Raw genomic sequence first — 26,474 nt, 5'->3', positions numbered from 1 at the left:
TTACGGAACGCGCCGCATATCTTGGTATGGAAAACAGAGCTGCGGAATGGCTTTGCCAGTCTTGAGGAAAAACTCCGTAACTCTTTGTTTTTAAAATATAAATACTTTCTTTCTGCGTCATCACCACTGGGGAAAGCCATTCAGTATGCCAAAACCCGTCACTCACCTAGCTGCGATGGCATGCGTGCTTTCCCTGTGCTCCACCGCCCTGGCGGCACCGGCCCCGCACCCCAAAAAGGTTACGGCCACGCCCATCCGCCATCTGGTTGTCATCTATCAGGAAAATGTCTCCTTCGATCATTATTTCGCGACATATCCCAACGCCACCAACCCTGCCGGCGAACCCGCCTTTGTCGCCCAGCGGGGCACGCCGGGGGCGGATACGCTTATAGCCGCCGGGCTGCTGGAAAATAACGCCAATAACAGCCCGGCCAACGGGGCCGACGCCGCAGCCCCTTTCAGGCTGGACCGCAGCCAGGCCGCGACATCGGACCAGAACCACGACTACACGGCCGAGCAGATGGCTTATGACCATGGCCGGGCCGACCTGTTCCCCCGCTATACCGGCACCGCATCACCCGGTGGCGTTGGCGCCTTTCATACAAGGGGGCAGGTCATGGGGTATTTCGACGGCAACACGGTCACGGCATTCTGGCGCTACGCCCAGCGTTACGCCATGAGCGATGCTTTTTATACCGATACGTACGGCCCCTCCACCCCCGGTGCGCTGGAAGTGGTTTCCGGCCAGACCAACGGGATGATGATCAAGAAAACCACGCAGCACCTTGCTACCAGAGAGGTGACATCGCCGTTCATCAGCGACGGGCAGGGTGGTTTTACCATGATCAACGACATCGACCCGGCGGATGACGTGTGCTCGACCCCGTCGGATCAGGTGTGGATGGCAGGGCAGAATATCGGCGATCTTCTCAACGCGGCCCATATCACCTGGGGCGGCTTCATGGGCGGGTTCGACCTTTCCGTTCGGAACACCAACGCCACCACGGGGTGTGGCAGAAGCACATTCTCGCCCACTGTCTCGCAAAGCGTGGTCGATTACATTCCCCACCATAACTGGTTCCAGTATTTTCCCAGCACGGCCAACCCCACCCATGCGCGCCCGTCTTCAACGGCTGCCATCGGGCATAGCCTTGAAAGTGACGGCAAATCCCGCGATCCCGCAAACCATGAATATGACCTGAAAGATTTTCTGACGGCCGTTCGGGCGGGCAACATGCCAGCGGTCTCGTTCCTGAAACTGCCTGCCTTCCAGGACGGGCACGCAGGCTATTCGAACCCGCTGGATGAACAGGCAGGCATTGTCGGGCTGGTCAATTTCATCCAGAGCAGGCCGGAATGGAAAGAAACCGCCATTATCATCACCTATGACGATTCCGATGGCTGGTACGACCACGCATTCGTCGCCCCCGCGCATGGCTCCTTCGATCCGGAGGCTGACCAGCTTGATGGGCCGGGCCGCTGTGGCACCGCCCCCGCACCGCTGGGTGTTACGGGCAAACCGGTCAATGGCCGCTGCGGCCCGGGCACGCGCGTGCCCCTGCTTGTGCTGTCCCCCTGGGCGCGGCGCAATTATATCGGCCATACGCTGATCACCCAAAGTTCGATTACGCGCTTTATCGAGGATAACTGGCTGAACGGCCAGCGGCTGGGCAAGGGCTCGTTCGATGAAACAGCGACCCCGCTGGACGAGCTTTTCAATTTCCGCACCCGGCCTGACTTGGCTCCCCTGTTCCTGACCCCCGACAAGGCCGACCCGACATCGCGCAAAAAGCTGGCGCTGTAGAGCCCGCAAAAGCCGTGTAAAGCCTATCCGCGCGCGGCGTGCCCGCCCGGTCTCCCCCACCGGGTTGGGCCGCGATCGGGCCAGCCGCGGTTTACAAAGTCGCGTAGCTGGCCGCGTAGGCTTCAGCCAGTGCGGCTTCAAGCTCGCGGCCTTCGCGATAGGGATCGAGCGTGTGCGGGCGTTCGACCCCGGGCAACAGGCGCGGGCAGGGCTCGGGCTTGCCCAGGACCGTTCGCACCGGAATGCGCTCGGCATAGATCGGCAGGCTGTAATCCTCCTCATTATCGCCAATGCCCTTTGTACGGACCTTGGCGGAGGCCCGTTCGATATCCATGGCGATCACCGCCGTGGCCTTGATCTCCTGGGCCGAACTCTGCCGCAACAGCGCCGTCCTGTGGGGGAACAGGCGGTCCACCATCATGACCAGGGCGCGTTCCTTTTCGGCCGGATCGGTGACCAGCCTTGCCTGGCCGAACACCATGACCGACCGAAAATCCACCGAATGGTTGAACCCGCAGCGCGCCAGCACAAGGCTGTCCAGTTGCGTGACGGCAAGGCAGGCGGGTTCCCCGTTCGAGAGGTTGCGCAGCATGCGGCTTGCACTGCTGCCGTGCCAGTACAGGCGCGTACCCTCGCGCCAGTAGAGTGTCGGCGTGCAATAGGGTTGCCCCTCGATCACGTAGGAGACGTGGCACAGCATGCCGCCATCGAGCAGCGCATGAATGGTCGCATGATCATAGGCACCGCGTTGGTGAAGCCGCTTGACGCGGTTGACGGTATCCACGGGGTAGGCTGTCGCATTGTCGCTTGTCATTTCGATCTCTCCGGCGTTGTGCCCCATCACAAGCACGGATAAAGTGGTCGGAACGAGTGCCAATTATGGGCAAAGAATGCCAACCACTTTAAAGCGTCCCGGTGCCGTGCTTGATATTCCCCTGCCACTGGACCGCGCGGCAGGGGGGCAGGCGCTTCAGGTTCATGCGGGTTTGCGCGCCGCCATTCTGGATGGGCGACTGGCTGCGGGGCTGCGCTTGCCATCCACCCGCGCCCTGGCCCAGCAGTTGCATGTCAAGCGCAATGCCGTGGTCATCGCCTATGAGCATCTGCAAAGCGATGGCCTGGCCGAAGCCCGCACGGGCTCGGGCACCTTCGTTGCCGCGCTGCCCGCCACCGCCCGCCATAAATCCACGACAAAAGCGCTTTCGACCACCATAAAACCCCTGCCGGGCCGCGTGTTCGCCCTGGGCAAGACCTATGCGGACCCGCGCCTGCTGGGCAGGCTGGCCACGGCCATGCGCCGCCGGATCATGAAGGGTAATGACCTCGAATTCAGCTTTGGCGACCCGCGCGGCCACCCCCTGCTGCGCGAACAGGTCGCCCGTTATCTTGCGGCCAATCGCGGTGTTATCTGCGATCCGGCGTGTGTGGTTATCATCAACGGCACGCAGCAGGGGTTGCGGCTTTGCGCGCAGGCCCTTTTGCACCCGGGCGATACGGTCTGGGTGGAAGACCCCGGCTACCCCGCGGCCCGCGCGACCCTGGCTGCTTCGGGCCTGAACGTATGCCCCGTGCCGGTGGATGCCGAAGGGCTGGATGTCAGCCAGGGTGCTGCGCGGGCGGCAGGGGCCAGGGCTGTCTATGTCACGCCCTCGCACCAGTTCCCCAGCGGCGTTACCATGTCCATGAACCGGCGCGCAGCCCTTGTCGCCTGGGCACGCGCATCCAATGCCTGGATTTTGGAAGACGATTACGACAGCGAATTCCGCTATGCGGGCCCACCCCTGACGGCACTGGCCGGTATTGGCGGGGGTGACCGGGTTATCTATCTGGGCACGTTTTCAAAAATCCTGGCCCCCGGCCTGCGCCTGGCCTACATGGTTGTCTCGCCCGATACGGTTGAAGCCATTGTAGCGGCGCGGGCCGGGCATGACCGCTTTCCACCCGGCCATATGGCGGGGGCCGTGGCGGAACTGATGGAAGACGGCTTCGTGGCCGAGCATATCCGCCGTATGCGGCGCCGGTACCGCATTGCACGCGATACCGTCGTTGCCACGCTGCGTGCCTCGGCCGCCGGCGCGCTCGACGTGGTTACGCCCGAGCAGGGGCTGCACCTGCTGGCGCGCCTGCCACCCGGCTTACCGGATGATGCCGCAACCCATATCCGGAAGCGCGCGGGGGTCGAGGCCCGACTGCTGGCCGAAACCTATGCCGAACACGCGCCAAGCCAGGGTTTCATCCTTGGATTCAGCGGACATGACCTGCACGACCTGACCTCCGCCGCGGGCGCACTGGGTCAGGCCGCCCGCAACTATTGTAACGACAGGGGGTAACGGGAGCATCTGTCCCGCGTTGCCGAAAGGGTTTTCAGGCATCATGGGGAGAGGACTGCGAAAAATCCCCCGCCTTCCACGTGAGGTGAAAACGCGGCGTGGCGCTGGAATTATCGTAGACCGCACAGTCCACCCGTTCCGCCCCGAGTGTGAAGACGGCACTGGCCAGCGTATTTTCGTTATCCGGATCGTCGGGCTGGGTTCTGAAGATAGGCAACACCTTGTCATGCGTGTCGCGCAGGATCGCCAGGGCGCCGTTCGCATCGTAGTACGTGCAGGCTGCCAGCAAAGCATCCGCACGCTCCTGCCGCGCATGTGAAGATGGGGTGATTTTCTGCGCTGCACTGCGCATGGCGTCATGCACAAGATGGTTCGCATGCGCACCGGGGCGCACCACCGGCAGGGCCGAAAGCCTGCCATGCGTGATTTCGATGCTGAAAATATGAGCCTCCCCCGGCCGGGCCAGGGTCAGATGATAGCCACCCGAACGCGGGAGGGCGCGCAGCAGTTCCACCCCCTCGCTGATCGAACCGCAATCCAGCAAGGCCCTTGTCAACACCATGCGGGGCAGCCCTTCACCCCCTGCGAGTGAGCGAATGTTGTTCACGGTCATCACCAGCCCCGCATCATTGAGTGAAAACGCATGACCGGGGATGGACGCAGGGTAGACAAAGGCCGTAAAGGCACGCCCCTGCGTGGGGCGGATCGTCGCCAGCGCACAGCCCGGTCGCAGGCCGGGGTCGCCATCTTCGTTATGGGCCACAAGCTGGGGTGGGCCAGGGAACTGCACGGTCGTGCAGCCATCGGGGTTCATCGCCCGGATATCGCCCCGGCAGTTCCAGGCGAATACGGCATCGAACGGCAGGTCCAGGCCATCCGCCAGACCGTGCAGTTCCTCGTAGAAATGGGGAAAACGGGCCTGTGTCAGCGCGCGGGCCGCATGCACGTAGGGCTGGTCGCAAAAACTGGTCACCGCCGCCCAGGCATGGGTGCGCACAAGATGCCCGTGCGCCGTCGCAGCACCATGCCGCCCCAGGGCCAGCCCGATTTCATACGGGGTGCCGCTTATGTCCAGTTTGGCAAGACGGTGAGGGGGCTCAGTGTACATGATGCAGGAACTCACGCAGACGAGGGTTTTCGGGGTTGTCGAGCAGGGCTGCCGGGTCGCCATCGACCGTGATCTTCCCGCCTTCCATGAAAATAAGCCGCGTGCCGACCTTGCGGGCAAAGCCGATTTCATGGGTTACGACGATCATGGTCATGCCTTCCTCGGCCAGGGACTGCATGACCCGCAGCACCTCCTGGCGCAGTTCGGGGTCCAGTGCGGATGTCGGTTCATCGAACAGCATCAGCTTGGGTTTGACGGCAAGGGCCCGTGCAATGGCCACGCGCTGTTGCTGACCGCCCGACAGTTCGGCGGGATAATGGTGGCCACGTTCGCCCAGCCCCACCTTGGCCAGCAGAACCTCGGCCTGCACCAGGGCCTCGGCCCGGTGGGTGCCGCGCACATGCCGTGGGCCGAACGCCACGTTCTCAAGTGCGGTCAGTTGCGGGAACAGGTTGAACTGCTGGAACACCATACCCGCTTCCTGCCGCAGGTGGCGTATGCGCGTGCGCTTTTCGCGCACGCTGATACCATCCACCACAAGGTCTCCGCCATCGATGGTCTCCAGCGCGTTGATACAGCGCAACAGGGTGGACTTGCCTGAGCCCGAAGGGCCGATCAGCACCACGACCTCACCACGCTGTATGCTCAGGTCCACGTCCCGCAGGACCGTCACCGGGCCGAAGGTCTTGGTTACATTCCTGAATTCGACAATGCTCATAGAATGCGCATCCTCTTTTCCGTAAAGCGCAGAGCAAGGGTCAGCGCACTGGTCATGATGAGGTACAGGATCGCCACCGCCGTCCAGATTTCGACCGCGCGAAAATTCGAGGCCATGATTTCCTGCCCCTCACGCGTCAACTCACCCACACCGATCACGATGAAAAGCGACGTATCCTTGAGGCTGATAATGAACTGATTGCCCAAAGGCGGTATCATCCGGCGCAGGGCAATGGGGCCGATGACAAAGACCAGCACTTTCCAGGTCGGCAACCCCAGGGCCAGCCCGGCCTCCTTCAACCCCTTGTTGACGGACAGAAGGGCGCCGCGCACGATTTCGGCAATATAGGCCCCGGCATTGATGACGATCGTCGCAATGGCGGCACTGAGCGGGGTAATGCGGATATGGGCCAGCATGGGCAGGGCGAAATAGATGAACATGACCTGCACCACAATGGGGGTGCCACGTATGAGTTCGACATAAACCAGGGCCAGCGCATTGAGCAGCCTGTTGCCAAAGGCGCGGGCGAAACCGGCAACAGTGCCGACAAGCGTGCCGCCCACAAGCCCTGCGGCTGCGATAAGAACGGTCAGCTTTGCCCCACCCAGAAGGGCTGGCAGCGCATCGACCACCACCGACCAGTCGAAATCCATAGGCTTACTCCCCTTGGTGCATGGGCCAGGTTGAAAGTTCAGGGCTTGGGTTCAACACCGAACCATTTTTTATAAATGGCGACATATGTGCCATCTTTGCGAAGCCTGGCGAGTGACGCATTGACCCTGGCCACCAGCGGGCTGCCCTTGGGAAAGCCGAAACCATATTGCTGCCCCATCATCTGTTCGCCCACGGTCTTGACCTTCCCGCGTCCGATCGTGTTGATGTAGTACAGGACATTGGGGCTATCGTGCATGGCGGCATCGACACGGCCGGTCATCAGTTCCAGATAAGCATTGTCGAAATTCGGAAACAGCCGAAATTCCGTATCCTTGAAATGCTCCTTGGCGTAATCGGCCGATGCCGTGCCGGTCTTGAGCGCCAGGATCTTGCCCTTGAGATCCTGCGGGCCGGTAATCGCGCTGTCCACAGGTACCATCAGCAGGACGCCGCTATCGTAATAGCTGTCCGAAAAATCGATGACCTTGCGGCGTATTTCCTTGATGGTCATGCCTGAAATGGCCACATCAACCTGGCCGGTCTGCAAGGCGGGAATAATACCGCTGAAATCCATGGGCTGGAGGGTATAGGTCACGCCGATATCCTTGGCGATGGCATCCCACAGGTCGATATCGAAGCCGACATACTTGCCGCCCTGCTTGAATTCGAACGGCATGAACGCCGTATCGGTCGCAACCACAAGATCGGCGGCAAAAGCCGGGCAGGCCGACAGCACAAGGGCGAAAAGCCCAAAAAGCCAGCGGGGAATACGCATTGTCATGAAAAAAATCCTTTACGCCTGAAAACGTGTATCACCCCAAGCAGGCCAGACCGACAAACCCGCCTGCCACGATCAGAACGAGACCAGGGCCGCATCCACCGCATCGCCCAGGCGTTCGACAATCGCTGCGATATCGGTCTGCGCGACAATGAAAGGTGGGGCTATCAGGACATGATCGCCGTTCTGCCCGTCGATCGTCCCACCCATGGGGTAGACCATCAGGCCGCGGGCCATGGCTTCCTTCTTGATGCGGGCGTGCAGTTTCAACCCTGCATCGAACGGGGTCTTGCTGCTGCGGTCCTGCACCAGTTCCACCGCGCGGAACAGCCCGCGCCCACGAATATCGCCAACATGCGGGTGATCGGCAAAACGCTGGACCAGACCGGCATGCAGCGCATCCCCCATGGTCCGGACATTGTCCAAAAGCCCGTCACGTTTGAGAATGGTCTGCACCGCAAGGCTTGCGGCGGCCGCCATCGGGTGCCCGGCATAGGTATGGCCGTGCTGGAAATACCCCGAACCCTGGGCGAAGGCCTCGAAAATACGCCCCGACAGCAGCACGGCCCCCACGGGCTGGTAGCCACCCCCCAGCCCCTTGGCGATGGTCATGAGATCGGGGGCGATGCCATCCTGTTCGCAGGCATGCAGCGTGCCGGTCCGGCCCATGCCGCACATGACTTCATCCAGGATCAGCAAAACACCGTATTTATCGCAAATGCGGCGAATATGCCTGAAGTAATCCGCAACCGGCGGCACTGCGCCCGCTGTGGCCCCCACCACGGTTTCCGCCACGAAGGCCATGACCTGATCCGCGCCGAGTTCTAGAATTTTCGCTTCCAGTTCTCCTGCGGCCCGCCGGGCATAATCACCATCGCTTTCGCCCTCACGCTGGCCGCGATAAGCGAAGCACGGTGCGATATGATGGGTTTCGATCAGCAGGGGCAGGAACCGCGCACGCCGCCATTCATTGCCGCCCGTTGCAAGTACGCCCAGCGTGTTGCCGTGGTAGCTCTGCCTGCGTGCGATGATATGGCGGCGCTGGGGTTCGCCTTTTTCGACAAAATACTGCCGCGCCATCTTCAGCGCCGCCTCCACCGCTTCAGACCCGCCGCTGACAAGGTAGACGTGTTCCAGCGCTGCTGGCGCATCGGCAATCAACCGGTCCGCCAGTTCCTCCGCCACCTGGGTGGTGAAAAAGCTGGTATGCGCATAGGCCAGCCGGTCAAGCTGGGCATGCAGCGCGGCCTGGACCTCGGGGTGGTTATGACCCAGACAGGAGACCGCCGCCCCGCCCGATGCATCGATATAGGATTTGCCATCCGCATCGAACAGATGAATGCCCTTGCCACCCACGGCAACGGGCAATCGGCCATGAATGGAACGATGCAGCAGATGTGTCATGAGCCTGTCCTGACAGTAGAGGCGGGAAGATGGGCCTGAACGGCGTCAAGCCATGCGTCGGAGCGTTTTAGGGCCGCCAGCGTGCGTTCACCCCCATGGCCCGCAATCAGCGCGCCCAGCACCTCCGCCACGGCAAAGGCAGGCACCAGGCTGTGAAAGAAGGAGGGGCTGTCCGTCTGCACCAGGACGGAGGCATCCGCCATGAGGGCGAGGGGCGAGACCTCGCTATCGGTCACGGCAATAACGGGCACGCCCTGGCTGCGTGCATATTCGGCAATTTCTATGCTTGTACGCGTATAGGGCATGATACTGACGACCAGCAGCGCGTCATCCTTTTCCGCCTGGGCGATCGGGTCGGCCCCGGTGCCCGCGATCCCGTCGAGCAAAACGGATTTGCCCCCGCTGAGCGAAAGGATGTAATGCAGGTGCCATGCCACGGGGTGGCTGGCCCGCAGCCCCAGGCAATAAACAGTGCGGGCCTGGGCCAGATGTGTTGCAGCCGCCGCAAGCCGGGGCAGGGCGTGCGGGGCTGCCAGATGGGCGATCTGCTCACGCATCGAGGCCAGTATTTCCGCCGCCAGCGCGCCATCCCCCAGCAGCTTCTGGTGCTGCGCCTGTGCCCCCGCCTTGCCCGCAAAACCTGCCAGCCTGTCGCGCATGGCGTCCTTGTACAAGGTGCGGATCGCATCGTAGCCGTCATAGCCAAGATGCTTGGCCAGGCGTGTCATGGTTGCGGGTTGCAGTTCCGCCCGCCGGGCCTGTTCACGCATGGACAGCAAGGCGACATCCCGCGGGTTATCGACAACATACCGCGCCGCAGCCTGAAGCTGGGGGGAAAGCGCTTCAAAACCAGCGATAAGCGCGTCGTGCAGGGGGCCTTTGTCCACGGAGTGCCTTCGGTCTGATAGGGAGAATGAAACATACGTATCATAATATGAAATTAAAATACAAATGTATCTTTCAGGCAAAACAGGGAGAATCTTTCAAACTCCCGCGACCTGCCGCAAAACCGGTGACATGTTATTATTCATATGTATAATTATCCCATGTCCGATCTTCCGTGGACCCCAACATATCCGAGGAATGGCGGGCAGGGGGCTGTGTGCGGGCCGACTTGCTTGCAAGGGATCCGGACCAGCGCGGGCGGAGCCGGGGTAGGGGGCGTTCTTTTACCCGGCCCTAGCCTCAACCCTGCGCAGGGTCTGATAACCGATCGTAACATTTTCATTGTTCGGGCTGATTTTTTATATTAAACACATGACTAATATCAGCGTAGCGTCGTGGCGAGTCCGCCGTGGAGACCAAGACCATGAACACCAGAGCCCTTCCCATCACCGAGCGTGACGGCTGCCAGGACCCCGTGCTGCTCAATGACTGGCACGTCGTCGGCTTTTCGACCGATTTCGAACCTGGAAAACTGTATCCGCTGACACTGCTCGAACGCGACCTTATCGTCTGGCGTGACACGCATGGGGCCGTCCATGTATGGGAGGATCTGTGCATCCACCGCGGGGCGCGCCTGTCCAAAGGGTGGGTGCAGGACGACCAGGTCGTGTGCCCCTACCATGGCTGGCGCTACAATACGCAGGGCCGCTGCACCCTGATGCCCGCCGCCCCCGATGAAACGCCCATGAAAAAAGCCATGGCCTTCACCTACAAGGTGGTGGAGCGCTACGGGTTTGTATGGATGAGCCTGGGCGAACCTTCCCATGATATTCCGGTCTTTCCCGAATGGGATGATGCGGATTTCATCAAGGTGCATTCGGGCCCGTATATTTACGAAGCCAATGGCTACCGCTCCGTCGAGAATTTTATCGACGCGACCCATTTCCCCTTCGTCCACGCAGGTCTTAACGGCGTTACGGACAACCCCGACCGTCTGCTGCCCTACAGCGTCGAACTGACACCGACAGGGCTTAAATCTTCCGAGGTCAGGGTGTTCCAGCCGCAGGGGGATTTCCGGGGCATACCGGTGGTGGCCTTCTATACCTACCACGCGTTTCGCCCGCTGGTGGCCTATTTCTCCAAGCGCACGCAGGATGCGGACGCACAGGGCAACCCTGTCACGGATAAAAGCAATCTGTTCACGACGTTCTTCACGGTCCAGGCCGTTAACGACAAACAGTCGATCGTGCGGATCTGTGCCGCACTCGACATCAAACCGGCCCCTGACGCGGAACAGACACGCAAGCGGGCCGACGTAGTCTTCAACCAGGACCGCGAGATTGTCGAAACCCAGCGCCCCGAGCGCATTCCCGTGGAACTGCGCTACGAACTGCACCACCGCACCGATCTGATGGGCCAGCGCTATAGGTCCTGGCTGCGCGACCTGGGAGTAACCTACGGTGTCTACTGAACCGCAAAGCCTGCTGCTGCGGCTTGACGCCGTTGAACAGGCCGCCCGCGACATCAGGATTTTTCGTTTCAAGCCCGCCAATGGGGGAACACTTCCCCCCGCCAGCCCCGGTGCGCATATCGACCTGGAGATCGCCCCCGGCATGACGCGGCAATACAGCCTGGTGGACCTTGACCCATCGGGGAGCACATACAGCATTGCCGTGCAACGCCAGCCCAACGGGCGGGGCGGATCGGAAAGCCTGCACGCCCAGGCCACGATCGGTACGGAGTACCGGGCCCACGCCCCGCGCAACACCTTTCCCTTAAGCGAGAGACAGGGGGAAAGCGTGCTTTTTGCCGGGGGGATCGGTGTCACCCCACTGCTGACCCATTACAACGCCCTGCGTACGCGGGGGGAGGCTGTGCGCCTGTTCTACTGGGCCCGCACATCCGATGCATTTCTACACCATGCCACCCTGGCGGCGGACCCGAATGTCACCCTCTACGCCACCGAGGAAATGACAGCCCCCCGGCTTGAAGCGCTGCTCCCCGATATCGACCCTTCGGCACAGCTTTACTGCTGCGGCCCGGTGCGCATGCTCGAAGCCTTCAACCGCGCGACAGCCGACAGGGCAGCGGACTGCCTGCACACAGAGTATTTCGAAGCCCCTGCGGCAGCACCCGGCACATGCTCGGCCCCTTTCCGCGTGACCCTGGCGCGGCAGAACCGCACGCTGGAAATTGGCGCGGAACAGACAATTCTGGATGCGTGTCTCGCCGCAGGCATAGACGTTCCCTATTCCTGCGAGGAAGGGGTTTGCGGCGCCTGCCAGGTGCGTGTGCTCGAAGGCGGCGTGGACCACCGCGACACGGTCTGGCCTGCCGCCACCCATGAGCGTGAAAGCACCATGATCATCTGCTGCTCCCGCGCATCGGGCGATAGCCTGGTTCTGGATATCTGACGGCAGATACGAGATTTTTCAAATTATTCCGCCACTTCGCCATGAAGCCGAAAGCCTTTTCTTCATGCAGCCAAGGGCGCAGCAGACTGGATGACACCATGAGCAAGACATTAACGGTAGGCATTATCGGCGGCGGCATTGGCGGTGTGGCACTTGCCCGGGCACTTTTGCAGGCAGGCATCGAGGTGCGCCTGTTCGAAAAAGCCGCAGCCTTCGGCGAGGTAGGGGCCGGTATCCAGATGACCCCCAACGCTGTGAAAGTGCTCCAGGCACTGGGGCTGAAGGAAGGGCTGGAAAAAATCGCCTTCCTGCCGCAGGCCCTGGTCGGCCGGAACTGGAAGACCGCGCAGGAAAACTTCCGCACCCCGTTGGCGGGCGAATGCCCACGCCTGTATGGCGCGCCCTTCTACCACGTCCATCGTGCCGATCTGCATGCCCTGCTGGCGTCCGACCTGCCGGCCGATATCACGCAGTTCAATACCGGCTGCGTGGGGGTCGAACAGCGCGGCGACAAGGCTGCGGCCCTTTTCGAAGATGGCAGCGAATTCGAAGCCGACCTGATCGTGGGGGCCGATGGCGTACGCTCCACGGTGCGTGGCGCTCTTTTCGGGGCGGAAGCGCCGAATTTCACGGGCAAGATGTGCTACCGCGCGGTCGTACCGTTCGAGCATATGCCCGATTTCGTCAGCCCCGATTCCTCCTTCTGGATGGGACCACGCGCGCATGTCGTAACCTATTACGTGCGGTGTGGCGCCGCCGTAAACATTGTGGCGGTGACCGAAACCAGCAACTGGGTCGAGGAATCCTGGAGCGTTCCCAGTTCGCGTGAGGAACTGCTGGGCGTGTTTTCGGGCTGGCATGAAAACGTCATCAAGCTGTTCGAACGCACGGATACGGTTTTCAAATGGGGCCTGTTCGATCGCGACCCCATGAAAACCTGGTCCGTCGGTCATGTCACGCTGCTGGGTGACGCCGCCCACCCCATGCTGCCCTTCCTGTCGCAGGGGGCCGCCATGGCCATCGAGGATGCATTCGTCCTGGCCAAGGCCCTTGCGGCGAAGGGCCACGACATACCGGCCGCCCTGGCCGCGTATGAGGGCGAGCGCCTGCCCCGCACCAGCCGCGTGCAGCTTGAATCGCGCGAACGCGGCAAGACCTACCACAAGCAAAGCCGTTTCGCGCAGTTCAAGCGCGATCTCAGCTACAAGATAAAGGGGCTGTTCAACCCCCATGCCTCGGGCATTCAGGCCAGTTGGGTCTATGCCTATAACGCAACGGATTTCGACCCCAACCGGGTAAAGACCGCCGCATAAAGGCAGGGAGAAGCGTCAATGCTCTCTCTCGCCACCCAATGTCCGCCCTGCCGGGGCCTGACAAGCCCCGGGCCTTTCACGCCTGACTGGTGATGCATGGGGGGATTGGCCCAAACATCCCTATGTGTTCTGGATTGGACTTTCCCCCCTGTCTTCAAGGGGCTAAACCCCTTGAAGGGGAGAGAGACAGGACCATGACCAAGACAGCCAAAGCACCACGCAGGCCAGGCCGACCGGTGGAATCCCTTGATACCCGCGACACCATTCTCGACGTGGCGGAGCAGCAATTCGCAGCACTGGGCTTTGCGGGCACGACCCTGCGCGATATCGCCCGCCAAGCAGATGTCAATCAGGCGCTGATCGGCTATTATTTCGGTTCCAAGCAGACCCTGTTCGAAGCCGTGTACAAGCGCCGCGGGAGCGAGGTCAGCACCCTGCGCATGCGCGCCCTGGACGCCGTGGAGGCCGCAGCCAATGGCAGCCCGCCCGACGCACGCAGCATCATTCTTGCTTATTTAAGGCCGCAATTCGATATCAAGCGGCAATATTCCGCCTGGAGCAGGCTTCAGGCCCGTATCCATACCGAACCCGAATACAATGCCTTCCAGATCCGCAAGGATGTTTATGACGTTGTCACCCAGCGTTATATCGCAGCACTCGAAAAAGCCCTGCCGCATATAGACCCCGCAGATATCCACTGGCGCATGACCTTCATGATCGGGGCCTATCTGTACGTGCTGGCCGATGTCGCGCGACTGGATGAAGTCTCCACCCAGCGTTACAGGGGCGACGATATCGATGAAACGATAGACAGGCTCGCCAGCTATTTCGTGGGCGGCATGCTGGCCCCCAGCACCTATGCGTTCCCGCCCGCCCCGGAAAAAAGCAGGCCCGCAAAGGACAGGACTGCGGGCCGTTCAGCGGTGCAAACCCAGCCTGGCTCCCCCGCGCCGGGTTAGGGGGGACGTTTCGTAAATCTATCCGCGAAATATTCTGTCGTTGCATAGTAGTCTTTGGCCGTTACCTTCTTAAAAGGTGGTGTTCCCTAAAGCTTTTGGAAAAAAGCTTCACCAAAAACTTTTATTTTTATTGTTCACTGCGTTATTTTGAGGCAACTTTTGACGGGTACAGCAGCCTATTACCGTCAGGCTTCTTCAACCGTTAGCGGACGGGCACCCAGAAAACACCCTAATCCCGCGCTGTCAGCGCCACTTTTTTCGTGTCTTTTGCCATGCAGACAGCCAGAAGCGTCAGCCACGCCGCACCGATAATCCAGCTTGCGGACAGGAAATATGCGTATTTCAGATGCGTGAACAGGGTCATGACCAGCGGTGTCGTACCACCAAAAACCGTGTTGGAGAGATTGAACGCCACGGCAAAGCCGGAATAACGTACCTGGGCCGGGAAAAGACCTGCCAGGAAGAACGGCAACGCCCCGTCTGCCAAGGCAAGAAATGCCGCCAGCAGCAATTCGCACGCCAGAATTCCGCCGGGCGGCAGATGCGGCATCAGCCACAATATGGGCAGGTAGAAAAGCATGAAGCACAGGGCCGATATGGCCAGGACTTTTCGCGCCCCCAGCCGATCAGCCAGGAAACCCGCCCCCATGACGGCCGGAACAAAGACCAGCAGGGGCAGTATTTCCCATTTCACAGTGTTCCGTCCCGCGATCAGGCCGGATGAGAGCAGGAAAGTCGGCAGAAAGGTCAGCACAAAATAAAAGCCCACTGCGTCCAGAACGGCAGCCAGGAACCCGATCAGCAACGTGCCGCGATACTGGCCGACAAGATGGCGGATGGGCGTGATATCGTGGGTAAAGGTGCTTGGTGGCGTGGCATCGAACACGCGCCTGCGCAGGAAAAACGCCAGAAGACCAAGCGGGATCGAGACCAGAAAAGGCGCGCGCCACATCCAGTCCTGCATTGGACCGCCATGTGACAAGATGGAAAAACCATAGATTAGGCACGCACCCGCCAGTAGCCCCATGGCTTCCCCCGCGGGCACGACCGCCGTCAGCACGCCACGCAGTCGGGCGGGCACGGTTTCGGCCAGGATAATGGCCGCACCGGCGTATTCACCTGCCGCAGACAACCCTTGCAAGAGCCTGAAGAACAGGAGCAGGCAGGGCGCGTAAATCCCGATTGCATGATAGGCGGGAATAAGCCCGATACAGGCCGTACTGCCCGATATCAGCAAAATGGAGGCCGAAAGCGAGACCTTCCGGCCGAAGCGATCCCCGATAAAGCCCCAGAACACACCGCCCAGGGGACGAACCAGAAAGGACAGGGCAAAGACCGCGAATGTTTCCATCAGCGCGATCGAGGCATCCCCTTTCGGGAAAAACGTGACTGAAATGGATGTCGCCAGATAACTGTACAGCGCATAGTCGTACCATTCCAGGAATGTTCCCAAAAAGCACCCGAGCACAAGCGGTATCAGACGACGATCCATGGTACTTTACCCGCTTTCAGTGTTCATGACCCGCACGACCCACATCTGCGCGCCAGGCAGACAGATGCAGGCAATAACGGACACAACCCGACGCCACGCCCCGCTTATTCGCCCGCCGTCACGGCTTTTGTGGCGCGGCAATGCAGGATACGGCCGATCAGGTTCAGCAGAAGCTGGGCGGCCAGGATGGAGGTGATCTCCGTCGGATCGTAAGGGGGGGCCACCTCCACCAGGTCAATCCCCACAATCGGGCCTTTGGCCGCAACACCCGCCAGCAGTTCCAGCACCTCGTAATACAGGAAGCCCCCATGGCTGGGCGTGCCCGTTCCGGGCGCTATGGACGGGTCGAAGCCGTCAATATCGATCGTGAGATAATAGGGTACGCCCTCGGGTATGCGTGCCAGAACGGCCTCAAGCCCCAGGCGGCGGACATCGCGGACCGAGAGAATATCGCACCCGGCGGCCCGTGCCGCTTCATAACCTTCCCGCGCGGTGGATGATACATTGCGGATACCGAACTGGGAAATGCCTTTGACATGCGTATGTTCGGATGCCCGGCACATCGGATTGCCGTGACCGTTGCGCACGCCATGCCGTTCATCCACAAAATCGAGATGCGCGTCGATCTGGATAATGTAGATCGGCCCGAAATCCGAAAACGCATTGACACAGGGAATGTTGATCGAGTGGTCCCCCCCGATCACGACCGGAATGGCCCCCGCTTTCAGGATCGCGCGCACACCTTTTTCAATATTGGCGTGGCTGGTCTGGGTATCGGTGTGCACCATATCGGCATCGCCAATATCCACGATACGGGCCTGTTCCAGGTAGGTCACATCGTCTTCATGGTCGTATGCGCCGGCATGCCCGAAGGAAAACAGGGTGGATGCCGCACGCACGCCACGCGGCCCGAACCGCGTGCCTGAACGAAACTGCGTTCCCATGTCGAACGGAGCGCCAAGGATCGCGACATCGGCCTGGATGTTGTCCCAGTCCAGGGCAAGGGGGAATTTGCCGAAGGTTGAAATACCCACAAAAGGCAGGTCGAGCCGCCCGGAGTCATAGCTGTTGCCCAAGAGATATCTCCCTGTCGTGATGAATGCCCGGGCCGATACTGCACGTCACGCAAATGGCCTGTTTCATTACCGATACGATATGTGGCAGACCTTGCACATACGGAAGTTTTGATCTTTATATTGGCCTTGCTTATGTAAAAAGGCGTCACGCTTCCATGCAGCTTGCCCCGGCCGATATTCGCGCCCTTCAGGTTTTCCGCGCGGTGGTGGAGCATCAGGGCTTTCTGGGGGCGCAGGTCGCCCTGGGGCTGAGCCAGCCTGCCATAAGCCAGCATCTCAAATCGCTGGAGGAACGGCTGGGCGCGGTACTGTGCCACCGGGGCCGCCAGGGTTTTGCCCTGACCGAGCAGGGGCGACTGGTTTATGAGGAAAGCAGGCCGCTTTTTTCCGCACTGGGTGCGTTCAACAGCGCGGTGCAGCATCTGGGCCATGATATTCGGGGCATGGTCAGGCTGGGGGTGGTAGACAATACCATCACCAATCCCGATCTGCCTGTTTCCGTGGCATTGCACCGCTTTGGCCTGATTGCGCCCGATGTCTCCCTTGGCGTCAAGGTCGCAGCACCCGAAGAACTGATAACCGAACTTTCGAACGGTCATCTGGATATCGCGATCATGCCCGCCTTCATGGACAATGACAGTATCGTCTTCATTCCCATGATCTTGGAATATCACGCGCTTTTTTGCGGCAAGACGCATCCTCTCTACCAGCGGGCGGACGAACCCGGGCTGACGCGGGACGATGTAGCGGCCCATCCTTTCGTGGTCCGCCGCTATGCCTCCAGCCAGGATCTGAGCGAATTTCCCAACGCCCGGGCCACGGCCGCCGCGTCGAATATGGAGGCGCAGGCTATCCTGATCCTCTCGGGCCGCTATATCGGCTTTCTGCCCGAACATTACGCGCAGATCTGGAGCCGACAGGACGAATTGCGCTGCCTTGGGCAAAGCCAGTGGCGCCAGATCTCGCGCTTCGGCATTGCCGTGCGCCGCTCGGACCGTCAGTCCGCGGCACAGAAAATCCTGATCCGCGAACTGCTTTGTGCCTGCACAGGCACGCCCGACGCCGCCTAGCGAAGGCAGCGCTCGGGACTGGCCAGCAAAGTCTGGAGGAAACCCCGCCACAAAAGGGCCGCGCACAGCCTGCCACGCACAATGACGCGCGATGCATTCAGGCAGGCAAGGTACACGCCCCGGCCAATAGGGCGCGTTCAGGCGGGCAGGGCGTTCGGGTGGAGTGTGGTGGCGGGCTGCAACCATGCGGGCGGATTGTCCGACACTGCACCGGTGCGGGCGGCCTCGACACAATCCGCCAGACTGCCGAAGCGCACGCGACAGCCGACCAGCCCCGGCGCATAATGCGCGTATTTACCGGAATTGGTCATGATCGTATGCGTATCGGGTGGGACGATCGGCTCACCCAGCATGCACCAGCACGTGTCCTGGATGACCTGCACCCCAAAAGCGTCCAGGCGTGCAATATCCCCGGCCTGTGTCGCCTGCTCGAACACGGCTCGCCCACATGTCACGACGATTTTGACCTGTTCGCTGCACATGCGGCCTTCCAGCAGGTCGGCAAGGCGGTGCATTTCCGAGGCCGAAAAATGCGGGTTCCCCAGGCTGACCAGGCCGATACAGCCTGCATCCCCCGTGTTCAGTTCCTTCCACCCTTCCAGAAGATCCGCAACCGACAGGATGGTTCGGGGCAGGTCGGGCTGCCGGTCGGCCTCTGGCGTCACACCCGCAATATGGAACATGGGCGCTCCGGCCGATGTCGCAAAGGCCGCGCCAAAGGCCTTGAGATCGTCCAGCGTCGGGCAAGTGTTCTCCAACCCGCGCACAAGCGGGATTTCATGCCGGGCAATCGCTCCGCAGCAATACCCCACCAATGGCCAGAAGGAGTCATCGGCCCCTTCGGGCATTTGCACATCGATGGCGCAGGTTGCGCGGCGGCCTTCGTCCCGGTGGCAGCCCGCATAGGGGGCACGGCCGGTTATGGCGATACAGATATCCATGAAATCGGGGTATTTCATGGTCCGGGCCCCCAGCACGCTGTTGGCGTAGACCACGGCGTTGGATTCCGCCCAGCCAATTTGCGCACCGAAGGCGGGCGCGCTGTCCAGCAGGTATGGCGCGCAGGTAAAGGTGGGCCGTGCGCCCATGTCGGTATAGGTATCGGCCAGGGCACTTGCCGGCTCGCCCAATGTCGCATCCACCCCCAGTTCGCGCCAGCGCCGCCGGTCCACCGAGATGGCGTTGAGCGTGGTGGGCACGCGCACCTTCGCCCCCAGGTCGCGCAGCATCTGTGCAAAACGCAGGCTGGCCGGGCCGATATAAATGCAGCCGTCGATATGCGCCTGGGTCACATCCATGAACCGTGTGGCCCCTTGCAGTTCCGCCATTTTCAGCACGAGCCGCATGGCCACCTGGGCCGCCTTGCCGTGCTCGCCCGCAAGAAGGGCCCTGTCGATGGGGGCGAGTGCGATGTCGTGCCCCCCGGGCTCCTGCGCGATGGGCGCGGACGGGGCTGGCATGGCCGTTGTCGGTTCGTCGGACAGGATAAGTGTCTGCCCTTCGATCCGGGCAAAACGATACTGGCCGAGCAGGACGAATGCTTCGCGGCTGATTTGCAGGACCGGCATGGTGCGATCGAAAAACACCTGGGCGATCAAGGCACCCAGCGTATAAATTTCCTCATGCTCGCATACGATAATGGCCGCAGGGGCCACGCCGTTCAGAATGAGTTCGAGCATGACGCAACTGCCCGTGCAGGACCCGCGCCCGCCCGGTACCGCCAGCACCTTGCCGGTCAGGCATTCACCCGCAAGGGGATGGTGCCGGTCAAGCACGATCCCGTTCAGCGGATCCACCCCACCCCAGAAACTCAACCCGACGGGGGCGGTCACGACCGGACCACCTGCCTGACCGGAACACAGCATACGACCACTGACCTGAACGGACCTGCTCAACACGACATCCTTTTGCATTCATTCATGCGACCAATTTCCCGCACCTGATCCAAGGCAGCCTCGCCGTTTTTTTTTAAGCGCTGCCCGAACTGCAAACGGGAATAGCGTTTACAGACTAGCACCGCCTGCATCGGACCTGAACAGGCCAGCCACCGATTACGGGCCCGATAGAATTCAGCGTGCTTTGCGCAGGGCAAGAAAGGCAAGAAGCGTAACAGGGGGTGATACCAGCCAGCCTATATTGATACCGTGCAGCAGCGGCACGAGAGGGCCCGTGAAAAAGGCGTTTGTCGTAATGGGAATTTGCACGGCAACACCGATCAGGAACGCGGTGCAGGCGGGCCAGTCGAACAACCCGTAACGCCCGCCATCGGCCCGGAAGAACGACGCGATATCGTACCGCCCTTTCCGCAGAATATAAAAATCGCACAGATTGATCGTCACCCACGGGACCAGAACGATCAGCAACGCCACCACGATATCGATAAAGACCGGCACCGCGCTATCGGGGAATGCACCTGCAACGCCCAGGCAGCCGCACAGGACCACCCCGGCAATACCGATCCGTGCCCCGCGCCCGGGCTCCCACGACGCTATAAAGGTCTGCAACATGGTGATCAGGGCAAGCACTGCGCCATAAACATTGAGCGCGTTATGGCTGATGATATTAAGCAGGAACAGGAACAGCAGAACCGGCCCCACCAACCCCGTGGCCGACGATACCGCCAGCATGGGGTCGCCCAGTTGGGGCATGCTGGCCGCGACAACCGCGCCGAAGATAAAGCTGAGCGAAGCCCCGGCCGCCGAGCCTGCCAGGCTGGCCAGAAAAGGCCGCCTCAACCCGACTGTTTGCGGCAGGTAGCGCGAATAATCGGAGGTATAGCACGCGTAGGATGTGTTCCACACAAGGGCTGTCGAAAAACACAACAGCCAGCCCAGCGTGTTGAAGCCATGCAAAGTCCAGGCGGCAGCGGGCATGCGCACCATGACACAGGCAAACGCCGCCAGAAGGGCCGCGGCCATGAACCACATGCCCACCCGGTTGAGCAGGTGGATGGTCCTGTAGCCCAGCACACCGATCGTGACCGCGCACAAGGCAGCAAGCACGCCGCCCACACCAATGCCGATCACGGGCACCAGCCCATGCAGGGCCTGGCCCGCCAGAACGGTATTGGAGGTAAAAAACCCCAGATACAGAAGCGCCGATATGGAGACGATCAGCAGCGCGCCATACCGGCCGAACTGGCCGCGCGCCTGAACCATCTGTGCCAGCCCCATTTGCGGCCCCTGGGCGGAACAGGCGGCCAGAACCAGGCTGCCCAGCAGGTGGCCGCATAAAATCGCACTGATCGCCCATAGCAGGGACAGATGCGACTGCGCGGCAATGGTCGCCCCCGTTACAATGGGAAAAGGGGCGATACTGGTGGTGAACCACAAGGTGAACAGGTCCTTGACCTGCCCATGCCGCGCGGAAGGCGGAACAAAGGAGGTGCTGTTCTGTTCGACAATCTCGTACGGACTATCCCCGGAGACAGCACCTTCCATCATGCAGGGGCAGCGTCAAAAAAGGGCAGGGGTTTCATGATCTTGTTTTCCATCGTCTCGATCAGACACTGGATCTTGGGCAGGAACGCCACCCACCTGGGGTCGGCCGCCAGGGCCGCGCGCCGCGCGTCACGATCGGCCAGGTCCTGATACGCCCAGATATGCACAATTTGGTTAAGCGGGCCGATTTCGGAAAAGAAATACCCCGCCAGCGTGCCAAGATGCGGCTTTTGTATAAGAATACCCTCTTCGGAGACGACCTTGACGTAGGCAGGTACTGCCCCTGTCTTGAGCTGGTAGGTGCGAATCTCGTAAATCATGGAAATCTCCTTATCGCATCACGAATGGATCGGCGATCGGCTCGTCCGACGTGCGGACCCAGACCGACTTCGTGCGCATGTAATCGAGAATGGCCTCGCTCCCGCCCTCGCGCCCCAGACCGCTCAAGCCAAATCCGCCAAATGGCATGAGAGGGGAGATCATGCGATAGGTGTTGACCCAGACAATGCCCGCCCGCAGCCGCGCTGTCACGCGCTTGGCCCGTGCGAGATCCCGTGTGAACAGGCCCGATGCCAGGCCAAAGGGCGTATCGTTGGCATTGGCTATGGCATCTGCCTCATCCTCGAAAGGCAGGACACTCAGCACGGGGCCGAAAAATTCCTCGCGCAGGCAGGGGGTCTGCGGGTCGTCGCAGAGCAGGATGGTGGGTTCGAAATAAAAGCCGGTCTCGAACCCCGGGGGCACCTGCCCACCCGTGACAAGCGTCGCACCCGCCGCAAGGCTGCGTGCGATCAGGTCCACAATATGCCGGCGCTGCCGGTCGGTGGCCAGCGGGCCGAATTCTGTCTGCATGACATCGGGTGGGCCGATACGAATTGTCTTGGCCCGTTCACTCAGGCGGTCGAGCAATGCCGGCAGAATGTCGCGATGGGCGAGCAGGCGCGATCCGGCAACGCAACTCTGCCCCGTGGCCGCGAAAATGCCCGAGATAATGGCGTTGACCGTACTGTCCAGATCAGCATCGGGGAAAACCACCACGGGCGATTTTCCGCCAAGCTCAAGTGTCAGATACGCCAGGTTATCGGCACTGTTGCGCACGATATGGCGCGCGGTTTCCGGCCCGCCCGTAAAGGCAATACGCGAGACTAGGGGGTGGCTGGTCAGGGCCTTGCCGCAATCCTCCCCAAACCCGGTCAGGATCGAGACGACACCGGGGGGAAAACCTGCTTCATGAACAAAGCGGGCAAAGGCAAGCAGGGGGGCCGGGCCGTCTTCGGATGCCTTGAGCACCACGGTACACCCTGCCGCCAGAGCCGGAGCCAGCTTGACGGCGGCAAGGAAAAGCTGCGAATTCCACGGCACGATCGCCGCGACAACGCCTATGGGCTCGCGTTGCTGGTAGGCTTCGGTATCCGCCTTGTCGATAGCGACATAGCGGCCATCCATCTTGTCGGCCAGGCCGCCGTAATAACGATAATATTCAGCGATATACGCGATCTGGGCACGGGTTTCGCGGATGATTTTCCCCGTATCGCGCGTCTCCAGTTCCGCAAGGTCAGGAACCGCCTGTTCCAGCAGGTCCGCCAGCCGGAAAAGCAGCTTGCCACGCTGCGTCGCCGTCAACCCTGTCCATTGGGGGTCGGCAAAGGCCCGCCATGCCGCGCGCACCGCACGATCGACATCCTGCGCCCCGGCACGCGGCATCAGCGCCCAGGGCTTCTGCGTTGCGGGATCGATGCTTTCAAAGGTCGCCTGACCTTTTTCAAAGCGACCGTCTATATACTGCTCGAATTCCCGCATGGGGCTGTTGTCCTTCGGCACGTCGGGGATCAGGCGAAAGCGGGCATGACCTCATTGATGAATCGCTCGAGCGAAGCCTTCTTGCGCTCGAAGGGCATAAGGCTGTCGATCCAGAAGCTGTACTGGTCGTAGCCCATGGCTTCGTAGCTTTTCAGCCGCCCGATCACTGAATCCGGCTTGCCGATAACCAGGTTCTTGCGGATCACATCCGGGCTGAACATGGTCATTTCGGCCATGTCCTGCTCGCTGAGCTGTTCGATAAACCCGTTTTCTATCGTGCGCTGGTTCTTGAACCACGCGCCGAAGTAACAATAAAAGCGGCTCAGTTCACGGACTGCCTGTTCGGTATCCGCATCGTCCGCTCCGACATAGGTGTGCAGCAGCAACATCACCTCGGGGCGGGAAACATGCGGGTGCAGGGCGCAGGCGGCCTTGAACCGGTCCATGAGGCTCTGCACCTCCTCATCGCCCGAAGCCAGCGGCGTGACCTGGACATTGCAGCCGTTTTCCACCGCGAAAGCGTGCGAATTGGGGTCGCGCGCGGCAAGCCAGAGCGGCATGTCACCCCCCATGGGCTTAGGGACCGCCGTCGATTTGGGAAAGCTCCAGAACTCGCCCTCATGGGCGTAATCGCCCGCCCATAGCTTGCGCAGCGTCGGCACCAGTTCGCGCATGCGCTGCCCCGCTGTCCAGGCATCCAGGCCGGGCAGCATGCGTTCATATTCGAAGGCATAGGCCCCCCGGGCAATGCCCAGGTCGAGCCGCCCCTTGGTGGCGATATCGGTCAGGGCCGCTTCCCCCGCAAGGCGCAGCGGGTGCCAGAACGGCGCGATAACCGTGCCCGTGCCCAGGCGAATGCGCGATGTCTTGCTGGCCAGGTACGCGATGTTGATGAACGGGTTGGGAGCGATGGTAAATTCCATGCCATGGTGTTCACCGATCCAGGCGGTTTCCATGCCACCGGCTTCGGCGATCTGAACGAGTTGTTCCAGTTCATCGAACAGTTCCGCATGGCTCTGCTCGGCCCGGTACCGTTCCATATGAACAAAAAGCGAGAACTTCATGGTGTAGGACTCCTGAAAACGGGAAGATCCGGGCTGCCCGTTTCATGCAGAAATTCTGTAATGGCGCGATTGGTGGAAGCGGGATGGACAAAACTCATCATATGCCGCTCACCGGCCAGGATGCAGGCCCGCCCGTCGGGGCAGGCGGCAGCCATGGCCTCGGACATGGCGGGGGTGGAGTTCGGGTCCAGCTCGCCCGTCAGGAACAGGGCAGGGGCCCTGAGCGTGCGCAGGGTTTGCACATGCGCCTGATCCGCATGCGCGAAAAGACGATAGGTTCGCGCATAGCCCTCGGGCTGAATGCGCTGGAGCAGATCGTGCAGGCTGGCCCGCTCCGCCGCCTGCTCCGACGGCGCTGCCCCGAACCACCGATCCAGCGTTGCCGACCAGTCCGGCATTTTGCCATCAAGCTGGGCGACACGGGCGGCGATCGCGGCACTTTGGGCAGGCGTGCGGTCATACACACCGTTCATGGCGACAAGCCGCTCGACCCGATCAGGGTAACGGATCGCCGCGTCAATGGCGATCAGCGCCCCCATGGAATGACCGATGAACGTGACCGGCCCCAGGGACAGATGCTCCACCACCTGCGCGAATTGCGCACTGTAATCCGCAAGGGTGGGGGATTGCGGCGGCAGTGGGCTGTCGCCATGGCCGAGCATGTCATAGGCGACACAGCGATAGTTGCGCGAAAAATACGCAAGCTGGGGCTGCCAGAATTCCAGTTGCATACCCACGCCGTGCAGGAAGACCAGCGTCCGGGCAACGGGGCGGGCAGGCTGCACGACCCTGAACCGGGTGCCGGCTGCGTGGCCATCCTGCACGTGCGGGGTTTCAGCCATGCGTGCTGCCAAGCTCGGCCAGGTCCTGATACCGATCGCCGATACGGTGATGCGGGCGACCGCCAATGGACGCACCCAGCGCCACCACCACCTCATCGGGGGCCGGGGCGTCGCTGATGCTGAACTGGATGGTCAGGTAATGCGAGCGTCGGCCTTCGTCATTCTTGTCCATCAGCGGGATCATGATCGGCGCGTTGGGGCCGCCGCGTGTGTTGGTGAAGGCCAGATAGGACTTGGCCCCCACGGCGCGCCGGAAATGATTGCCGAAACGCAGGGTATGGATCAGGCCCGACGCATGCTCGATTTCGCCTTCGGTGCCGACCACGGCGGCCTTGCCGTAACCTTCGATCTTGTCACCACCACCCGTCATGGCGATGATGCGCGAGGTCAGGAGTTCACCCAGAACGGGGGCGGCTGCATGAATTTCAGGCTTGAGATCCTCGACAAATCCACGGCCGGCCCAGGGGTTCCGGATAACGGCCGCAACAGCGAAAAGCTGGAGCGGAACGGGGGCGACTTTTCCCCCTTCGATCAGGACGTCTTCCTGATAGCAAACGACTTTTCTTACAGACAGTGTCATGGGCGCGAACTTCCGATCAAGAGGAATGCAGGGGTTGGAGCCGTGCGGGAATTATCGGGTCGTTATCAGCCGAAAGCAATAAAAATTTCTTAAAACGAAAATTTCTTTCCTGCAATGGTGACGAAAGTCGAATTCCGCCAAGCGAACGGATTGGCACGCCACCCGCGCCACCACCCCTGATCAGCATCGGAAAAGCCCGCCGAATGTTGCCCGGACACGGGCCGGACGCTGGCGGCACCGGATGGTGTCCCCACCGGATCTGGCTTTATCTCAGCCATGTTATTATTAATTGCTTGTCATGTTGCGCATTATTGATATCGGTCAATTCCATCACGCGCCGTGGCGTGTAGAGTGCCTGAGATGAAGAACCCACCCCTTCCGTTCTGGTGCCTGCATGACGTCCGCCACGGTCGTCCCATGCGCGGCGCAGCGGTTCTTGCCGATCTGTCCGCACAAGAAGGGTTCCCTCCCGCCGGTCCGGGCGACTACAGGCCCAAATTACAGGGACAGGCAGGGGCTGAGTCACGTCATGCCTGTGTAAAAGGGAAGGCGTTCGCTCCGAATCCGGACGGGAATCGCGCCTGTTCTCGGGCTTTCGTCTCCACGCCTGCGCGGAGTTCGGATGTCGCCCGCGGGGCAGCGTGGTTGTGCGGGTTCGTCGCCTGCAAGATACAGGGTGTGAGCACCGCCTCGCGAAGCGGGATGGTGGCACTTTCACGTGCCGATATTTTTCCTTCGGGCAA

Annotated in this window: 23 protein-coding genes; 7 read left to right on the top strand and 16 right to left on the bottom strand. The window is 61.2% G+C overall.

What is annotated here, in order from left to right:
- Positions 1-145: 145 nt before the first annotated feature.
- A complete protein-coding gene (locus J2D77_RS03805) occupies positions 146-1,804 on the top strand; it encodes a phospholipase C (protein WP_207844918.1) in 1,659 nt (552 codons plus the stop codon).
- Positions 1,805-1,895: 91 nt separating this feature from the next.
- On the opposite strand, the gene J2D77_RS03800 is transcribed toward J2D77_RS03805, so the two are convergent.
- Positions 1,896-2,618 (bottom strand): pyridoxamine 5'-phosphate oxidase family protein, encoded by a 723-nt coding sequence (locus tag J2D77_RS03800; RefSeq protein WP_207844917.1) that lies wholly within the window; start codon positions 2,616-2,618, stop codon positions 1,896-1,898.
- 76 nt (positions 2,619-2,694) lie between these two features.
- Here J2D77_RS03800 and pdxR point away from each other — a divergent pair, with 76 nt between their 5' ends.
- Complete coding sequence (gene pdxR / locus J2D77_RS03795) at positions 2,695-4,134, top strand: MocR-like pyridoxine biosynthesis transcription factor PdxR (RefSeq protein WP_207844916.1); 1,440 nt, start codon at positions 2,695-2,697, stop codon at positions 4,132-4,134.
- Between the two features lie 34 nt (positions 4,135-4,168).
- Here pdxR and J2D77_RS03790 read toward each other — a convergent pair whose 3' ends face one another.
- From J2D77_RS03790 to J2D77_RS17490, 6 genes are all read right to left on the bottom strand, one after another.
- On the bottom strand, positions 4,169-5,242 hold the full coding sequence (locus tag J2D77_RS03790) for a C45 family autoproteolytic acyltransferase/hydolase (RefSeq protein ID WP_207844915.1): 1,074 nt from the start codon (positions 5,240-5,242) through the stop codon (positions 4,169-4,171).
- Complete coding sequence (glnQ, locus tag J2D77_RS03785) at positions 5,232-5,960, bottom strand: glutamine ABC transporter ATP-binding protein GlnQ (protein WP_207844914.1); 729 nt, start codon at positions 5,958-5,960, stop codon at positions 5,232-5,234. The genes J2D77_RS03790 and glnQ overlap by 11 nt, the downstream gene beginning before the upstream one ends.
- On the bottom strand, positions 5,957-6,613 hold the full coding sequence (gene glnP / locus J2D77_RS03780) for a glutamine ABC transporter permease GlnP (protein WP_207844913.1): 657 nt from the start codon (positions 6,611-6,613) through the stop codon (positions 5,957-5,959). The genes glnQ and glnP overlap by 4 nt, the downstream gene beginning before the upstream one ends.
- Before the next feature lie 38 nt (positions 6,614-6,651).
- On the bottom strand, positions 6,652-7,395 hold the full coding sequence (glnH, locus tag J2D77_RS03775; RefSeq protein ID WP_207844912.1) for a glutamine ABC transporter substrate-binding protein GlnH: 744 nt from the start codon (positions 7,393-7,395) through the stop codon (positions 6,652-6,654).
- A 72-nt stretch (positions 7,396-7,467) separates the two neighbouring features.
- Entirely contained in the window at positions 7,468-8,796 is a 1,329-nt protein-coding gene (locus tag J2D77_RS03770) for an aspartate aminotransferase family protein (RefSeq protein ID WP_207844911.1), read from the bottom strand.
- Positions 8,793-9,683 (bottom strand): MurR/RpiR family transcriptional regulator, encoded by an 891-nt coding sequence (locus J2D77_RS17490; protein WP_207844910.1) that lies wholly within the window; start codon positions 9,681-9,683, stop codon positions 8,793-8,795. The genes J2D77_RS03770 and J2D77_RS17490 overlap by 4 nt, the downstream gene beginning before the upstream one ends.
- 422 nt (positions 9,684-10,105) lie before the next feature.
- Here J2D77_RS17490 and J2D77_RS03760 point away from each other — a divergent pair, with 422 nt between their 5' ends.
- The 4 genes from J2D77_RS03760 (at position 10,106) to J2D77_RS03745 (ending at position 14,367) form a co-directional block, all read left to right on the top strand.
- Positions 10,106-11,152, top strand: coding sequence for an aromatic ring-hydroxylating oxygenase subunit alpha (locus J2D77_RS03760; RefSeq protein ID WP_207844909.1), 1,047 nt, complete (start codon positions 10,106-10,108; stop codon positions 11,150-11,152).
- Entirely contained in the window at positions 11,142-12,095 is a 954-nt protein-coding gene (locus tag J2D77_RS17485; protein ID WP_207844908.1) for a PDR/VanB family oxidoreductase, read from the top strand. The genes J2D77_RS03760 and J2D77_RS17485 overlap by 11 nt, the downstream gene beginning before the upstream one ends.
- Before the next feature lie 98 nt (positions 12,096-12,193).
- Positions 12,194-13,408 carry an FAD-dependent monooxygenase gene (locus tag J2D77_RS03750; protein ID WP_207844907.1) on the top strand — a complete coding sequence of 405 codons (1,215 nt, stop codon included), beginning with the start codon at positions 12,194-12,196 and terminating at the stop codon, positions 13,406-13,408.
- A gap of 194 nt (positions 13,409-13,602) precedes the next feature.
- Positions 13,603-14,367, top strand: a complete 765-nt coding sequence (locus J2D77_RS03745) for a TetR/AcrR family transcriptional regulator (protein WP_207844906.1) — start codon at positions 13,603-13,605, stop codon at positions 14,365-14,367.
- Positions 14,368-14,596: 229 nt separating this feature from the next.
- Here the strand turns inward: J2D77_RS03745 and J2D77_RS03740 are convergent, their stop codons facing one another.
- Both J2D77_RS03740 and speB read right to left on the bottom strand, forming a co-directional pair.
- Positions 14,597-15,859: an MFS transporter gene (locus J2D77_RS03740; RefSeq protein WP_207844905.1), complete on the bottom strand. Its 1,263-nt coding sequence runs from the start codon at positions 15,857-15,859 to the stop codon at positions 14,597-14,599.
- A 104-nt stretch (positions 15,860-15,963) separates the two neighbouring features.
- Positions 15,964-16,935 carry an agmatinase gene (speB, locus tag J2D77_RS03735; RefSeq protein ID WP_207844904.1) on the bottom strand — a complete coding sequence of 324 codons (972 nt, stop codon included), beginning with the start codon at positions 16,933-16,935 and terminating at the stop codon, positions 15,964-15,966.
- 155 nt (positions 16,936-17,090) lie between these two features.
- Between speB and J2D77_RS03730 the strand changes: the two genes are divergently transcribed.
- Positions 17,091-18,005, top strand: a complete 915-nt coding sequence (locus tag J2D77_RS03730) for a LysR family transcriptional regulator (RefSeq protein WP_207844903.1) — start codon at positions 17,091-17,093, stop codon at positions 18,003-18,005.
- A 137-nt stretch (positions 18,006-18,142) separates the two neighbouring features.
- Here the strand turns inward: J2D77_RS03730 and lhpI are convergent, their stop codons facing one another.
- The 7 genes from lhpI to J2D77_RS03695 form a co-directional block, all read right to left on the bottom strand.
- The gene (gene lhpI, locus J2D77_RS03725) at positions 18,143-19,900 is read right to left on the bottom strand and encodes a cis-3-hydroxy-L-proline dehydratase (RefSeq protein ID WP_230975428.1); all 1,758 of its coding nucleotides are present in this window, start codon (positions 19,898-19,900) and stop codon (positions 18,143-18,145) included.
- A gap of 174 nt (positions 19,901-20,074) precedes the next feature.
- Complete coding sequence (locus tag J2D77_RS03720) at positions 20,075-21,448, bottom strand: purine-cytosine permease family protein (RefSeq protein WP_207844901.1); 1,374 nt, start codon at positions 21,446-21,448, stop codon at positions 20,075-20,077.
- A complete protein-coding gene (locus J2D77_RS03715) occupies positions 21,445-21,765 on the bottom strand; it encodes an NIPSNAP family protein (protein WP_207844900.1) in 321 nt (106 codons plus the stop codon). The genes J2D77_RS03720 and J2D77_RS03715 overlap by 4 nt, the downstream gene beginning before the upstream one ends.
- Before the next feature lie 10 nt (positions 21,766-21,775).
- Positions 21,776-23,245, bottom strand: coding sequence for an aldehyde dehydrogenase (locus J2D77_RS03710; protein ID WP_207844899.1), 1,470 nt, complete (start codon positions 23,243-23,245; stop codon positions 21,776-21,778).
- Between the two features lie 29 nt (positions 23,246-23,274).
- Positions 23,275-24,309: an LLM class flavin-dependent oxidoreductase gene (locus tag J2D77_RS03705; protein WP_207844898.1), complete on the bottom strand. Its 1,035-nt coding sequence runs from the start codon at positions 24,307-24,309 to the stop codon at positions 23,275-23,277.
- Positions 24,306-25,151, bottom strand: a complete 846-nt coding sequence (locus J2D77_RS03700; RefSeq protein WP_207844897.1) for an alpha/beta fold hydrolase — start codon at positions 25,149-25,151, stop codon at positions 24,306-24,308. Before J2D77_RS03700 ends, J2D77_RS03705 begins: the two co-directional genes overlap by 4 nt.
- Complete coding sequence (locus J2D77_RS03695; RefSeq protein ID WP_207844896.1) at positions 25,144-25,731, bottom strand: amino acid synthesis family protein; 588 nt, start codon at positions 25,729-25,731, stop codon at positions 25,144-25,146. The genes J2D77_RS03700 and J2D77_RS03695 overlap by 8 nt, the downstream gene beginning before the upstream one ends.
- Positions 25,732-26,474 lie beyond the last annotated feature (743 nt).

The organism is Acetobacter garciniae (assembly GCF_017377735.1).
GTDB lineage: Bacteria > Pseudomonadota > Alphaproteobacteria > Acetobacterales > Acetobacteraceae > Acetobacter > Acetobacter garciniae.
The sequence above is the reverse complement of the archived record's forward strand: the minus strand, read 5'-3'. Positions and strand labels throughout refer to the sequence as shown.